The following is a 14,131-nucleotide window of genomic DNA, read 5'->3' as shown; positions in this document are numbered from 1 at the left end:
CGAAGCCGCGACAAGCGGGGTCTGGGGCGGCACCCCCAGGAATCGGCGAAGGGGCGGGACCGGGGCACACCCCACCGTCCAGGCACACTGGACGCATGACGCGAAAACTCCTCCCGCTCGCCATCGCCGCCTGGGCCGTCCTGGAGATCTGGCTCCTGATCCTCGTCGCGGACGCCGCCGGCGGCCTCGCCGTCTTCGGGCTGCTGGCCGGAGGAGTCGTCCTCGGCGGGTATGTGATCAAGCGGGCCGGAAGGCGCGCCTGGCAGCGGCTGACGCGCTCGATGCAGGCCGCGGGAGCGGGAAGCGCCGCGCCGGAGGCGGAAGGCGGCGGCAACGGCCTCACCATGCTCGGCGGCCTGCTGCTGATGGTCCCGGGCCTGCTGTCGGACGCCGCCGGCCTGCTGTGCCTCTTCCCGCCCACCCGCGCCCTGATCCGGAAGACGGCCGTCCGCCGGATCGAGCGCGCGGGCGCGGCGAGCCCGCTGGGGGACGCCGTGCGGCAGGCGCGGATGCACCAGCCCGACGGCAAGGTCGTCCAGGGCGAGGTCATCCGGGACGACGAGCGTCCCACCCCCCGAGCGGACGACCCGCAGCTCCCCCGCTGAGCGGGTGCGGACACCCGGGCATGCCACAGACACACAAGGGCCCGGCCACCGCTTCATCGCGGTGGCGGGGCCCTCGTGGCGTGCGGTGCGGCCGTCAGGCCGACTTGCGGGTGTCCCGCGGGTGCACGGCGATGTTCATGGCGCCGGAGCGCAGGACCGCCAGCCTCTCGGCCAGCACCTCCTCCAGCTCCTCGCGGGTGCGCCGCTCCATGAGCATGTCCCAGTGCGTGCGCGCGGGCTTGCCCTTCTTCTCCTCGGGTCCGTCGCCGTCCACCAGGAGTGCCACGGCGCCGCACGCCTTGCACTCCCACTCCGGCGGAATCTCCGCCTCTACAGAGAACGGCATCTCGAATCGATGGCCGTTCGGGCATGCGTACTCCACCGCCTGGCGCGGGGCCAGATCGATGCCGCGGTCGGTCTCGTAGCTGGTCACCACAAGTCGCGTGCCGCGGAGAGCTCGCTCACTCATGAATTCGTGCCTCCCGGGCTTGTCGCCCACAGGACAGGTGTCGCTGTCGTCGTCATCCGGTCAACGTCCGGTCGGCGGTGAAGATTCCCGTTGAGGGACATGCGTCGCCCGTCGTGCCGCCCCTTGTTGTACCCACCAGCGCCCGGTTTGTCACATCTGACAACAGATGTCACCCAGTGTTCCCGGCACTTAAACGCGCAGTAACGGTTCATCCGGTGGGTCAAAGGCGTACACTACCGGCTCGCGGCTTTCCCTGGCGCACCGGGTCCGCCGCGAGGCGGTGCCGGGTCCCGGGCTAGGCCCCGACAGCCCCCGTCGCCGGGGTGGCGGCCTCCGCGGCCGGGACGGCCGTGGGCGCCGCGGGAGCGGATCCGAAGAGACGCAGGAAGAACTGGGCGAGCGGCCCGATCGTCACGGCGAACAGTACCGTCCCGGCGCCCATCGAACCGCCGAGCGCGAAGCCCGTCGCCAGTACCGCCACCTCGATGCAGGTGCGCACCAGGCGTACCGAGCGGCCCGTCGTGCGGTGCAGACCGGTCATCAGCCCGTCGCGCGGGCCCGGGCCGAAGCGGGCCGATATGTAGAGCCCGGTCGCCAGGCCGCACAGCACCACGGCGAAGGCCAGCAGCGGGATCCGCGTCCAGAGGGAGTGCTGGACGGGGACCAGCGTCAGTGTCGCGTCCAGTGCCAGGCCGATCACCAGCACGTTGGAGACCGTGCCCAGCCCCGGGCGCTGCCGCAGCGGAATCCAGAGCAGCAGCACCAGCGCGCCGATCAGGATCGACGCGGCGCCGATCGAGATCCCGGCGTGCCGGGCCACGCCCTGGTTGAGGACGTCCCAGGGCGACAGGCCGAGCCCCGCCCGCAGTTGCAGGCCCGCGCTCGCCCCGTACAGCGCCAGGCCCGCGTAGAGCCGGACGAGGCGGCCCGCGACGGCCGCCGCCGTGGCCCGGGCCGGTGCGGGCGGCGCCGGAACGGGCTTCGGCGCGGGTGCCGATGCGGGCGTCGGTACGGGCTCTGGCGCGGGCGTCGGCACGGGTGCCGATGCCGGCGTCGGTGTGGGCGCCGGTGTGGGCGCCGGTGTGGGCGTCGGTGTGGGCGTCGGTATGGGCACGGCCCCTCCCCTGGGAATCGCGGCCGTACCCGGCGGTGGTGCGGGTGGCCTGTCACATGGCAGTCTGTGGACTGTAAGCGATGATGATCCATGGCCAATTCCGGAAAGGTGGACCGCAAACGTGAGCCAGTGGACCGCCTCAGTGGGGGCGCAGCAACTCGCCCGTCTCCTGGACGCCCAGAGCGGGGCGGAGGCCCGGAGCGGGGTGACCCCCCTCAACGGCCGTCGCACGCCCGCCTACCGCTCGCTCGCCGACCGCGTCCGGCTGCTCGTCCTGGAGGGCCGGATCCCGGTGGCCGCCCGGCTGCCCGCCGAGCGGGAGCTCGCCACTGCCCTCTCCGTCAGCCGGACCACCGTCGCCGCCGCCTACGAGGCGCTGCGCGGCGAGGGGTTCCTCGAATCCCGGCGCGGGGCCGGCAGCTGGACCGCCGTGCCCGCCGGCAGCCCGCTGCCCACCCGGGCGCTGGACCCCCTGCCGCCGGAGACCTCCGGCTCGATGATCGACCTCGGCTGCGCCGCGCTGACCGCCCCCGAACCCTGGCTCACCCGGGCCTTCCAGGGAGCGCTGGAGGAACTGCCGCCCTACGCGCACACCCACGGCGACTACCCCGCCGGCCTGCCCGACCTGCGCCGGGCCGTCGCCGACCGCTACACCGCGCGCGGCATCCCCACCATGCCCGAGCAGATCATGGTGACCACCGGGGCCATGGGCGCCGTCGCCGCCATCGGCCGGCTGCTGGCCGGGCGCGGCGAGCGGGTGGCCGTCGAGTCACCGTCGTACGCCAATGTCCTTCAGCTCCTGCGTGAGGCCGGTGCCCGGCTCGTACCCGTCGGGATGGCCGACCGGCTCGGCGGCTGGGACCTGCCCGCCTGGCGCCAGGTCCTGCGGGACGCCGCCCCCCGGCTGGCCTACGTGATCGCCGACTTCCACAACCCCACCGGCGCCCTCGCCCCCGAGGCCCAGCGCCGCGAACTCGTCGAGGCGGCCCGGGCCGCCGGCACCGTACTGGTCGCCGACGAGACCATGACCGACCTCGCCCTGGAACCCGGGCTCGCCATGCCCCGCCCCGTGTGCGCCTTCGACCCGGCCGGCAGCACGGTGGTCACCGTGGGATCCGCCAGCAAGTCGTTCTGGGCCGGCCTGCGGATCGGCTGGGTACGCGCCGCCCCCGAGGTGATCCGCAGCCTCGTCGCGGCCCGCGCCTATGCCGACCTCGGCACGCCCGTACTGGAACAGCTCGCCGTCACCCGGCTGCTGGACACCGGCGGCTGGGACGAAGCCGTCGCCGCGCGCCGCGCCGAAGTGCGCGACAGCCGCGACGCCGTCGTCGCCGCCCTCGAAGCGCGGCTGCCCGACTGGGAGTTCACCGTCCCGGAGGGCGGGCTCACCCTGTGGGTACGCACCGGCGGGCTGTCCGGCTCGCGGATCGCCCAGGTCGGGGAACGGCTGGGGGTACGCGTGCCGTCCGGTCCGCGGTTCGGCGTGGACGGCGCTTTCGAAGGGTACGTACGGCTGCCGTTCACCGTCACCGGGCCGGTCGCCGACGAGGCGGTGTCCCGGCTCGCCGAGGCCGCCCGGCTGGTGGCCAGCGGGGCTCCCGTGGCGGCCGACGCGCCCCGCACTTTCGTGGCCTGAGGGGCCTGAGGGGCCTGAGGGGCCTGAGGGGTCGGCGGGGAACGCGGTCGCGGCGTCCGCCGCCCGGCGGTCGGCGGGGCCCGCGTGACGGCCCGTGCTCTCGTGGACTGTGGGGGGCGCGGTGTAGGCGCCGGCGCCGTCGGCCGGGCCCCCGGCCGGGGCGCCCGTCGGCACGTGCCCCGCTTCCGCGACGCCGGGCCATGGGCCGGTCCGCCGGACGGCGTCGTGGGCGGGGAACCCTCCCGCGCCGTGGCCGGAGCGTCCCGGAGCCGGGGCGTCCGGCGGGGAGCCGGCGCCCTGAGTACTCCCGTACCCCGGGGCGCCCGGCGGGGGATACGCGGCGAGGTCCGCCGGGAAGCGGCCCGAGGCATCGACCGGAGCGTGGGCCGCCGCTCCCGGCCCGTGGCCGGTGAGGTCCGCGTGAAGGCCGGGGCCCACGTGCGCCGCGGGGTCCGCGGCGTAGGGGTACGAGACGTCGGCCGGGGCCGCGCCCGGGGTGTCCGCCGCTGCGTGACTTCCCGTCTCGGGCCGGCGGCCGGCGCGCCCGGGGCTCCCGGGGGCCGAGGGATCCACCGTGAAGCGGCCCGGGACGCCCGCCGGCGCGGCATGCCCGGCGCCCGGCAGGAGACCGGCGTAGCCACTGTCGCCATAGGGCGAATGCCCGGGGGCGTAAGGGTCCGGCGCGCCGGCCGAGGGGCCGCCCGGGGCGGTTGCCGACGGGGGCGCTCCCCCTCCGGGACGGAAGCCGCCGTGCCGGAGATCGCCGTGGGCCGAAGGGGCCGTCGTGGTGCGGCCCGGGCGAGGGGTTTGAGGTCCGGCCGGCGTTCCGTCGGCGAGGTTCGCGGCGTGCCGGGCGTCGTGGAGCGACGGGTCTGCCGTGGTGTGGCCGGGGTGGGCGGTCTGGGGTGCGGTTGGTGTTCCGTGGGTGAAGTCTGCCGGGGTGTGGTGTCCGGTGTCCGGTCGGTGGGTGGCGTGCCGGGCGTCGTCGTGGGCCGAGGGATCTGCCGTGACATGGCCCGGGCGGGCGATCTGAGGTGCGGTTGGCGTTCCGTGGGCGAGGTTCGCCGGAGCCTGGTGCCCGGTGTGCGGTCGGTGGGTGGCGTGCCGGGCGTCGTCGGACGAAGGGGTCGCTGCGGTGTGGCCCAGGTGGGGGGTCTGGGTTCCGGTCGGAGCTCCGTGGGTGGCGTGTGGGGCGTCGGCGTAGGGCGAGGGGGGTGTGGCATGGGCCGCAGGGCCGCCCGGGGTATTCGCCGACATGTGGCCGGCGGTCTCCGGCCGGTGGCCGGTGCTGTGGGCGTCCTTGGGGACCGCGTAGTACCCGGAGTCCGTCGTCACCCGGCCCGCGCCGGCCGGTCGGCCGTCTTCGGGGGACGGGGGACTCGGCGCGTAGTGGCCCGCGTGCCGCCCCGGCGTACCGCCCGCCGCTTCCGGCCGGTGGCCGGCCTGCGGCCAGGCCCCTTCCGGGGCGGAGGGGTGGCCCGTCGTGAGGTGACCGGAGCCGTCGGCCGGAAGGCGGTCGACGAGGCGGGCGGCGTCGAAACCCGCATTCCCGTCGGCCGGGAAGCGGCCCGGCGCTTCCGTCGGCGTGGTCCCGGAGCTGTTCGTCGGGGCGTGGCCCTGGGCGTCGGCCGGATGGCGGTTGGTGAGGTGGGCGGCGTCGAAACCCGGATCCCCGTCGGCCGGGAAGCGGCCCGGCGCCTCTGTCGGCGTGGTCCCGGAGCTGTTCGTCGGGGCGTGGCCCTGGGCGTCGGCCGGATGGCGGTTGGTGAGGTGGGCGGCGTCGAAGCCCGCATTCCCGTCGGCCGGGAAGCGGCCCGGCGCCTCTGTCGGCGTGGTCCCGGAGCCGCCTGCCGGGGCGTGGTCCCAGGTGTCCGCCGGCTCTCGGCGGTTCCCGCCGGCCGGGAAGCGGCCCGGCGCCTCCGTCGGCGTGGCCCCGGAGCCGTTCGCCGGGGCGTGGCCCCGGGCGTCCGCCGGAAGGCGGTCGGTGAGGTGGGCGGCGTCGAAGCCCGGATCCCCGCCGGCCGGGAAGCGGTTCGGCGCTTCCGCCGGCGTGGTCCCGGAGCCGCCTGCCGGGGCGTGGCCCCAGGCGTCTGTCGGCTCTGGGCGGCTCCCGCCGGCTGCGAAGCGGCCCGGCGCTTCCGTCGGCGTGGGGCCGGGGCCGTCCGTCGGTGCGTGGCCCCAGGTGTCCGCCGGCTCTGGGCGGCTCCCGCCGGCCGGGAAGCCGCCCGGCGCCTCCGCCGGCGCGGGGCCGGAGCCGTCCGTCGGGGCGTGGCCCCAGGCGTCCGTCGGCTCCGGGCGGCTCTCGCCGCCCGCGAGCGCCCCCGTGCCGGTGCCGCCGGAGGTCGGGGTGTTCTCCCGCGTGTAGCCGGGCTCCGGCCGGGTGCCGAGCCGTTCGGTGGGTGGCCACGGTGGGAGGAGGTCCGCGACCGCGCGGCGGTGCGGCTCGGGGGCGCCCTCGTCGTACGGGTCCGGGGTGGCCGGCACCTGGAGGCGGTGTACCGGGCCGGTGCCCAGGCGGGCGTAGCCCCGCCCGGCGGGCACCTCGTTGACGGGCGTGGTCTGCGGCAGCTCGCCGAGCGTGCCGCGCACCTGGCCGGCCGCGACCGGTCCCAGGACCACCCGGGCCCGGGTGTGGGCGAGCACCGCCTCGGTCAGCAGCCGCTCGCTCTCCAGCTGTTCGCCCAGGGCGACGGTCACGTTGGCGGCCCGGCCGTGCCGGAGCGGCACCTGGAGCAGCTCCTGCGGGTCGGGGCGTCCTTCGGCGACGGCGAGGGCGCTGAGCGCGGCGGGCCGGTCGACGACGATCCACAGCGGGCGGCGGACGTCCTCCGGGGCGGGACGGCCGTGCTGCCGGGCCGTGTTGGTGGCCACCAGCCGCCGTTGGGTCTCCTGCGCGGCCCACTCCAGGGCGGCCACCGCGCCGGGCGGCGCGGACTCGACGGCCAGTACGCCCTCCCGGCCGGCCAGGCACGCGTACTCGCCCGCCCCGCCTCCGTCCACGATCACCACGTCCCCGTGGTGGAGCGCCTGCAGCAACACCGAGCGCAGCAGCGTCGTGACACCGCTCGCGGGCCGGCCGAGGGCCAGCAGGTGGGGCTCGGACGACCGCTGGCCGGTGCGCCAGATGACGGGCGGCACGTCGCGCGTCCCCTCCCCGTCGGTCACCGGCAGGGTGCGCTGGACGGCCTCCGGGTCGGTGAAGCCCAGCAGGACCTCGCCGGGGGCGGTCACGAAGCGCTGCGCCCGGATGTCGGCCGGCAGGGCGGGCAGCGCCGACAGGTCGAGGACGCCCTCCTCCTCGTCCCAGACGAAGCGGTACTCCCGGCCCCGGCCCGCCTTGGTCTGCAGCAGGTGTTCGATCCGGGCGCGGGCCTCGCTCTCCCCGTCGGTGAAGTACGCGGGGTAGCGCAGCCGCAGGGCGACCAGCCGGCCCTCGTCGTCGAAGGCGTGGTCGTCGAAGGCCTGCCGCCAGCCGCCCCCGTGGGAGTAGAGCGGCGTCGGGTCGAGCGGCGAGGAGAAGTACGGGACGAGGGCCTCGTACAGGGCCTGGAGCCGCCCCTCGACCGGGTCCTGACGGGCCGTCGGGGCCGTGGCGCGGTCCCGGCCGCGCCACGCCCCGGCCGCCAGCAGCGCGGCGGCGGCCAGCGGGGGCCCGTAGGGGATGAGGGCGACGATGAGCATGCAGGAGGCGGCCAGCAGCAGGGCGGCGCCGCGCCGGTCCCGGGGGGTGCGGGCCCAGCCGCGCCGGCCGGCCGCCGCCAGCGAGCGCAGACCGCGGCCGATGGTGATGACCGGGTGCAGCACGTCGCGGGCGGTGTCGGTGACGCTGTGGGCGAGCTCCCGGCCCGGGGACGGGGCTCGGTCGGTCAGGGTGCGGGGGACTCCGCGCCGGCCCATGGCGGCCTCCTGACGTCGGGGTGGGGTGGGACTTCGGAGTGGACGGGTGCCGTGCGCGGCGGGACGGTCGGGCGCCGCGCGCGGCGGGCGGTCAGAACCGCAGCCCGCCCAGCAGCCCGGCCAGGCTCGCGCCGCCCGCCTTGATGCTGGGGGCGATGGCCGTGCCGGCGAGGTAGAAGCCGAACAGGGCGCAGACGAGGGCGTGGCTGGCCTTGAGACCGTCCTTGCGGAAGAACAGGAACACGACGATGCCCAGCAGCACGACGCCGGAGATGGAGAGGATCATGAAGGTCTCCTGTTGGTGGGGCGGTCACCATGAGTCCTCCCAGCGTCACAGCAAGCGGGAATCCGGACATCCGGGAAGAGGCAAGCGAGTGACGCGCGGCCGGTTCACCCGCTCGGCCGCGAGCGGGCCGTCAAGGCTCCGGGGCGGGGCGGGCGTACGTAGGGTGGGCTCTGGGAAAGATCGATAACCGGGCCGCGCACCGGCCCCGGACCGGGAGTCGAACCGGCCCCGGACCGGAGTCGAACCGGCCCGGCCGGGGCCGCGCACCGGCCCCGGACCGGACCGCCGACCGGTCCGCGAACCCGCCCGTGCCGGGCCCGCGGGGGCCCGGCGGAACGCCCGGCCCCCGCCGTGGGGGCCCCGACCCCGAGGACCGCCGACCATGCCCGAGCCGACGCCCGACGCCGAGCCCGCCCCCGAACCCGCGCACGACCCCGAGGTGCTCCAGCTCGCGGCCAAGGTCTTCGACCTGGCCCGGCACGGGGACACCGACACCCTCGCCGCCTACGTGGACGCCGGGGTGCCGCCGAACCTGACCAACGACCGGGGCGACACCCTCGTGATGCTCGCCGCCTACCACGGGCACCCCCGGACCGTCGCCGCGCTGCTGGAGCGGGGCGCCGACCCGAACCGGGCCAACGACCGGGGGCAGACCCCGCTGGCCGGTGCCGTCTTCAAGGCCGAGGACGAGGTGGTCCGACTGCTGGTCGAGCACGGCGCCGACCCCGCGGCCGGGGTGCCCTCGGCGGTGGAGACGGCCGGTATGTTCGGCCGGCAGGACCTGCTGGAGCTGTTCGGGGGCGCCTGACAGGGCCCGAGGGGCCGGACGCCGGAGACGTGACGCGCCCGGCTCCGGGGGCGCAGGTTTCACCTGTGGCGTCCGGGCAAGACGCATCCGCGTGAGTCATAAGCGAATAAACAGCGCCAAAGTGCGTACCCGTACCGGAAGGGACCAACGGGACCACGTGTCCCGCCAGACTCTCCGACAGGTGATCATGGGCGCCGAGCGCAGACGAACCCCGAACACCGTGCGGGGTGCCCCCGCGCGGGGAGGCACCTCGTCCACGGACCGCCTGCTCCGCACGCTGCTGCGGCGGAACAAGACGTCCCTGAGCATCGAGGAGGTCACGGTCGCGGACCGCCCGGAGGTCCGCCGTGCCGTGTCCGCCGCGGCGCTCGGGAACATGATGGAGTGGTTCGACTTCGGCGTGTACGCCTATGTGGCGGCCACGCTCGGCAAGGTCTTCTTCCCCTCCAGCTCGCCCGGCGCCCAGGTCGTCTCGGCCTTCGCCACCTTCGCCGCGGCCTTCCTGGTCCGCCCCCTGGGCGGGCTGGTGTTCGGGCCGCTCGGCGACCGCGTCGGCCGGCAGCGCGTCCTCGCCGCCACCATGATCATGATGGCGATCAGCACCTTCGCCGTCGGGCTGCTGCCCACCTACGGGACCGTCGGCTTCGCCGCTCCCGTCCTGCTGCTGCTGTGCCGGCTGGTGCAGGGCTTCTCGACCGGCGGCGAGTACGCCGGAGCCACCACGTACATCGCCGAGTACGCCCCCGACAAACGCCGCGGCTTCCTGGGCAGCTGGCTCGACTTCGGCACCTTCGTCGGCTACGCGCTCGGCTCCGGCCTGGTCACCGTGCTCACCGCCGTCCTGGGCGACGACGGGATGACGGACTGGGGCTGGCGGCTGCCCTTCCTGCTCGCCGGCCCGCTCGGCCTGATCGGCCTCTACATGCGGATGAAGCTGGAGGAGACGCCCGCCTTCCGCGCGGCGGCGGAGGCCGGGGTCGCCCCCGCGGGCCGGGACGAGGAGGCGGTGGCCGAGGGCACCGAGGAGGCCCGCCAGTCCGGCCACGGCCGGCTGCGCGAGATCTTCACCAAGCACTGGCACGCCGTGCTCATCTGCATGGGCCTGGTGATCGTCTACAACGTCACCAACTACCTCGTCACGTCCTACCTGCCCACCTACATGACCGAGACCCTGGGCAAGGACCCGACCACCGCCCAGCTGCTGATCCTCGGCACCATGATCGTGGTGGCACTCACCATCACCACCGTCGGCCGCTCGTCCGACCAGTGGGGCCGCCGGCCGATGTTCATGGTCGGCAGCGCGGCGCTGGTGGCCCTGGCGATCCCGGCGATCCTGCTGGTCCAGTGCGGGGGAGCGCTGCTGCCGGCCCTCGGCTGCCTGATGCTCGGGCTGCTGCTCGTCGTCTTCGCCGGCACCGCGGCCTCCACGCTCCCGGCCCTCTTCCCGACCCGGATGCGCTACGGCGCGCTCTCGGTGTCGTTCAACATCTCCGTCTCGCTGTTCGGCGGCACCACCCCGCTGGTGGTCTCCGCGCTGCTGGAGCAGACGGACAACCACATGATCCCCGCCTACTACCTGATGGCGGCCGGCGCCATCGGCTTCGTCTCCGCCTTCTTCCTGCACGAGACGGCGGGCAAGCCGCTGCGCGGCTCCGGGCCGATGGTCGAGAGCCCCGAACAGGCCCGCCGCCTGGTCGCCCGCAGCCGCACCGAGGCCGGCCGCCGGGCCAGGGAGGCCTGGCTCCACCTCCGCCACCCGGGCCGGGCGCACGACGACTCCGGGCCCTCCGACGGGCCGCGGGACGACCGCTCCTGACCCGCGTCACCCACCACACGGCCGCGCCGCCCTCCCGGGAACCCCGGGAACGGGCGGCGCGGCCGTGTCCGCTCAAGCGGTCTCAGGCGGCCCGTCTCAGGCGGTCTCAGGCGGTCCGTCCGTCCCCCGCCTCCGGAGCGGTGCCCGGCCCGGGCGCGCTCTCCGGGGCGGCGCCCGGCGCGCCGTCCGTACCGTCCGGCACCCGCAGCCGGTGGGTGAGCCGGCGGGCCTCGGCCAGCAGCGAGCCGATCAGCTCCATGGCCTCCGGATCGGTCGACGCCCGCTCGGCCAGCCGGGCCCGCAGCGTCCCGTGCGCCGTCTCCACCCCGCGCAGCTCCCGCAGCAGCTCCTCCCGGGCGGCGGCCGGGTCGTCCCCGGTCACCGTGCGGCCGTACGCGCACAGGGCCCGTGCGACGCGGCGCAGGAAGTCGCCGTACGGGCGGGTGGCCTCCGGGCCGGGCAGCCGGCGGGGGTGGTGCGCGTCCGTGGCCTCCGCGAGGGTGCGCGTCAGCCCCTCCAGGTGGTCGACGACGTGCTCCAGGGTGTGCGCCGTCTCCTCGTACGACGGCTTCGCCCGCCACAGGAGCTCGCTCCGGCGGCGGTGCGGGTTGAACCGGGCGCTCTCCTCGGCCCACCCGATCGCCGACCGGACCCCGGCCAGCAGCCGGGGCAGCCGCCGGACCCGCTCCTGCCAGGCGACCGCCCGAGCGTGGTCACAGCCCTCGGCGACCCCTTCGGCCAGCGCGTCGAGGATCGTCCGGCACTCGGTGACCACCTCGCCGATGGCGTCCCGGGCGCTGCGCAGCGAGACCGGCGGCAGGACGAACGCGTTCACCGCCACCCCCACCACCGCCCCGAGCAGCGCGGCCAGCACCCGGTCGACGGCGATGTCCACCGACCACTCGCCGCCCGCGAGGGTGAACAGCGCCGAGGTGGCGCCCGCCAGGCCCTGGTCGCCGAAGTGCTGCCAGTTGCCGATCAGCAGGGCCACCGGCAGCACCACGGCCATGGCCGTCAGGGTGCCGCCCAGCAGCATGCCGCCGGCCGTCGCCATGACCGTCCCCAGGGCGATGGCCAGGGTCTGCTGGGCCGCCTGCGCCAGCGACCGGTAGACCGTCGTACGGACCAGCAGCAGCGCCACCCAGGGGGCCATCAGCGCCAGCGTGTTCTTCAGCAGCCAGGCGGCGAGGGCCCAGGCGGCCACCGACGCCAGCGTGGCCTTGAAGGCCAGCACCACCAGCTCCCGTTCCCGGCCGGGCCCCTGCCAGGCCCGGCGCAGCGCCCGCCCCGCCGCCGCGACCTCTTCCACCGCTCTGCGCCACATCGTTCTCTCTCGCCACACCTCTTGTGTGTGCCACGTCCGGGCGGATCCATGTCCGGCCGGGCGGGCGGCCGGACCCCGGAGGGCGGGGGAAGGCGAAATGTGAGAACGCTTTCTTAGGTCCGTTCACTATCAACTCCCCATGCGCATCACGAACTCACGTCACGTCGTCCGCGCCGTGGCGGTCGCCCTCGCGGCGACCCTCCCGTGCGTCACCCTCGCCACATCCGCCGACGCGGCCCCCACGCCCTCCCGGACCGCGGCCGGCCCCCGGGTCCACGGCGGCCTCGTCGACATCCCCATCCGCGGCGGCACCGCCACCGTCGACCCGGCCACCCTGCGGGTGACCGCCCGTACCGCCGGCGGCACCGTCGAACTGTCCGCCCCCGCCGCCCAGCCGCCCGGCACCCCCGGCCGCGTCACCACCACCGCCGACGGGGCACGCTGGACCTACCCGCGCACCGGCCTCACCGTCACCGCCCGCGCCGACCACGGCCGGCTGCTCGTCTCGTTCCGGGCCGGCGGCACCGCCGACACCACGCTGAACTGGCCGGTCACCGGCGCCGACCGGGCCGCGTCCAGCCTTCAGCTCGCCCGCGGCGAGGGGCTCTCGCTGCCCGTCGCCGACCGCTTCTGGAACTCCCCGCGCGCCGGCCTCGTGGACGGCGAGATCCCCGTGGACTCCGGCCTCTCCCTCCCCCTGTGGGGATACGGCCTCGGCACCGGCCAGGGCGTCGGCTACCTGGTGCCCACCGACATCGGCACCACCCTGCGCGTCACCTCCGAGGGCGGCCGGCTCCGCGCCGCCGCCGCCCACCGCTTCTCGCGCGACGAGGCCACCACCGAGTACACCGTCGCCTTCGCCCTCACCGACGGCTCCCCGGTCGCCCCCGCCCGCGAGTACCGCGCCTGGCTCGCCGAGCACGGACAGCTCGGCAGCCTCCGCCGCAAGGCCGAGGCGCTGCCCGCCACCCGGAAGCTGCTGGGCGCCTTCCACGCCTACACCTGGGGACAGGCCCGCACCGCCGAAGGCGTCCGCGCGCTGCATGCCCTCGGCGTGGACCGGATGTGGCTCGGCTACGACGCCGACGACACGCCGATGGACGCCGAGGCGGTGGCCGCCGCGAAGAAGGCGGGCTACCTCGTCGGCCCCTACGACTCGTTCGCCAACGGCCAGGACCCGAAGACGTCCGACGCCCCCACCTCCGTCTGGCCCGGCACCGTGTACCCCGACTTCTGCGTCCGCCGCGCCGACGGCAAGCCGGAGCCCGGCTTCCACGACCGGGGCTGCTACCTGAGCTCCGAGGCGTTCGAGAAGGCGGAACCGGACAAGCACTACCTCGCCGACCGCACCCGCGCCATGACCAGGAACGGCGCCGACAGCTACTTTCTCGACGTGGACGCGGCCGGCGAACTGTTCCGCGACCACAGCCCCACCCACCCGATGACCAAGGCCCGCGACCGCGCCAACCGGCTCGCCCGGATGGGCCGGCTGGCGAAGAACGACCGCCTCGTCCTCGGCTCCGAGTCCGCCGGCGCCTGGGCCAACGGCGTCCTCGCCTTCGACCACGGCTCCGGCACCCCGGTGGCCGACGGGCTGTGGAAGGCCGAGCGCGACAAGGAGAAGTGGGGCGGCTACACCCCCGCCAAGGCCCCCGGGATCTTCTTCAAGCCCGCCGAACTCCCCGCCGACGTCGCCAAGGCGATGTACGACCCGGCCTACCGCGTCCCGCTGTACGAGACCGCCCTGCACGACTCGCTCGTCAACACCGAGCGCTGGGAGCTGCCCTACGACAAGCTGCCGCGGCAGAAGACGACGCGGGCGCTGCTCGCCATGCTCTACAACACCCCGCTCAACTTCGTCCTCGACGGCCCGTCGATCAAGGAGCGGGGCAAGGAACTGGCCGCCCTCCAGCGGTACTTCTCGCCGCTCCACAAGGCGGCGGGAACGGAGGCGATGACGGACTTCCGCACCCTCACCGGCGACCGCGCGGTCCAGCGGACGGTCTTCGGCGACGGCGTCCTCACCGTGACGGCCAACTTCGGCACGGCGGCGTACCGGGGGGTGCCCGGCGGCTGCGTGGACGCCAAGCTGAAGGGCGACGCGAAGCCGCGCCGGCTCTGCCCGGCGGACGTCGACCGGTAGCGGGGGCGGGGGGGGGGGGGGGGGGGGGGGGGG

At 75.7% G+C, this 14,131-nt stretch carries 9 protein-coding genes and 1 pseudogene; 5 read left to right on the top strand and 5 right to left on the bottom strand.

Annotation, left to right across the window (positions count from 1 at the left end; all coding sequences use genetic code 11):
* Nucleotides 1-41: 41 nt before the first annotated feature.
* Nucleotides 42-605 carry an FxsA family membrane protein gene (fxsA, locus tag ACSNOK_RS21320; RefSeq protein WP_436782335.1) on the top strand — a complete coding sequence of 188 codons (564 nt, stop codon included), beginning with the start codon at nucleotides 42-44 and terminating at the stop codon, nucleotides 603-605.
* A gap of 94 nt (nucleotides 606-699) precedes the next feature.
* Here the strand turns inward: fxsA and ACSNOK_RS21315 are convergent, their stop codons facing one another.
* Together ACSNOK_RS21315 and ACSNOK_RS21310 are read right to left on the bottom strand one after the other, a co-directional pair.
* Nucleotides 700-1,074 carry an RNA polymerase-binding protein RbpA gene (locus tag ACSNOK_RS21315; RefSeq protein ID WP_004948858.1) on the bottom strand — a complete coding sequence of 125 codons (375 nt, stop codon included), beginning with the start codon at nucleotides 1,072-1,074 and terminating at the stop codon, nucleotides 700-702.
* 295 nt (nucleotides 1,075-1,369) lie between these two features.
* Complete coding sequence (locus ACSNOK_RS21310; RefSeq protein WP_436782333.1) at nucleotides 1,370-2,110, bottom strand: YczE/YyaS/YitT family protein; 741 nt, start codon at nucleotides 2,108-2,110, stop codon at nucleotides 1,370-1,372.
* Between the two features lie 199 nt (nucleotides 2,111-2,309).
* Here ACSNOK_RS21310 and ACSNOK_RS21305 point away from each other — a divergent pair, with 199 nt between their 5' ends.
* Nucleotides 2,310-3,824: a PLP-dependent aminotransferase family protein gene (locus ACSNOK_RS21305; RefSeq protein ID WP_436782332.1), complete on the top strand. Its 1,515-nt coding sequence runs from the start codon at nucleotides 2,310-2,312 to the stop codon at nucleotides 3,822-3,824.
* 2,247 nt (nucleotides 3,825-6,071) lie between these two features.
* Here ACSNOK_RS21305 and ACSNOK_RS21300 read toward each other — a convergent pair.
* Nucleotides 6,072-7,721, bottom strand: a pseudogene (locus ACSNOK_RS21300) (hypothetical protein); the annotation flags it as partial.
* Nucleotides 7,722-7,812: 91 nt separating this feature from the next.
* Entirely contained in the window at nucleotides 7,813-8,007 is a 195-nt protein-coding gene (locus tag ACSNOK_RS21295; RefSeq protein WP_004948848.1) for a hypothetical protein, read from the bottom strand.
* A 382-nt stretch (nucleotides 8,008-8,389) separates the two neighbouring features.
* Between ACSNOK_RS21295 and ACSNOK_RS21290 the strand changes: the two genes are divergently transcribed.
* Complete coding sequence (locus tag ACSNOK_RS21290) at nucleotides 8,390-8,815, top strand: ankyrin repeat domain-containing protein (protein WP_436782331.1); 426 nt, start codon at nucleotides 8,390-8,392, stop codon at nucleotides 8,813-8,815.
* 187 nt (nucleotides 8,816-9,002) lie between these two features.
* On the top strand, nucleotides 9,003-10,631 hold the full coding sequence (gene proP / locus ACSNOK_RS21285; RefSeq protein ID WP_436782334.1) for a glycine betaine/L-proline transporter ProP: 1,629 nt from the start codon (nucleotides 9,003-9,005) through the stop codon (nucleotides 10,629-10,631).
* Between the two features lie 106 nt (nucleotides 10,632-10,737).
* Here proP and ACSNOK_RS21280 read toward each other — a convergent pair whose 3' ends face one another.
* Nucleotides 10,738-11,955 (bottom strand): FUSC family protein, encoded by a 1,218-nt coding sequence (locus tag ACSNOK_RS21280; protein ID WP_436782330.1) that lies wholly within the window; start codon nucleotides 11,953-11,955, stop codon nucleotides 10,738-10,740.
* A gap of 139 nt (nucleotides 11,956-12,094) precedes the next feature.
* Between ACSNOK_RS21280 and ACSNOK_RS21275 the strand changes: the two genes are divergently transcribed.
* Nucleotides 12,095-14,098 carry a glycoside hydrolase gene (locus ACSNOK_RS21275; RefSeq protein ID WP_436782329.1) on the top strand — a complete coding sequence of 668 codons (2,004 nt, stop codon included), beginning with the start codon at nucleotides 12,095-12,097 and terminating at the stop codon, nucleotides 14,096-14,098.
* Nucleotides 14,099-14,131: the final 33 nt, after the last annotated feature.

Origin of the sequence: Streptomyces sp. URMC 126 (assembly GCF_051386555.1) — a bacterium.
Lineage (GTDB): Bacteria > Actinomycetota > Actinomycetes > Streptomycetales > Streptomycetaceae > Streptomyces.
The sequence above is the reverse complement of the archived record's forward strand: the minus strand, read 5'-3'. Positions and strand labels throughout refer to the sequence as shown.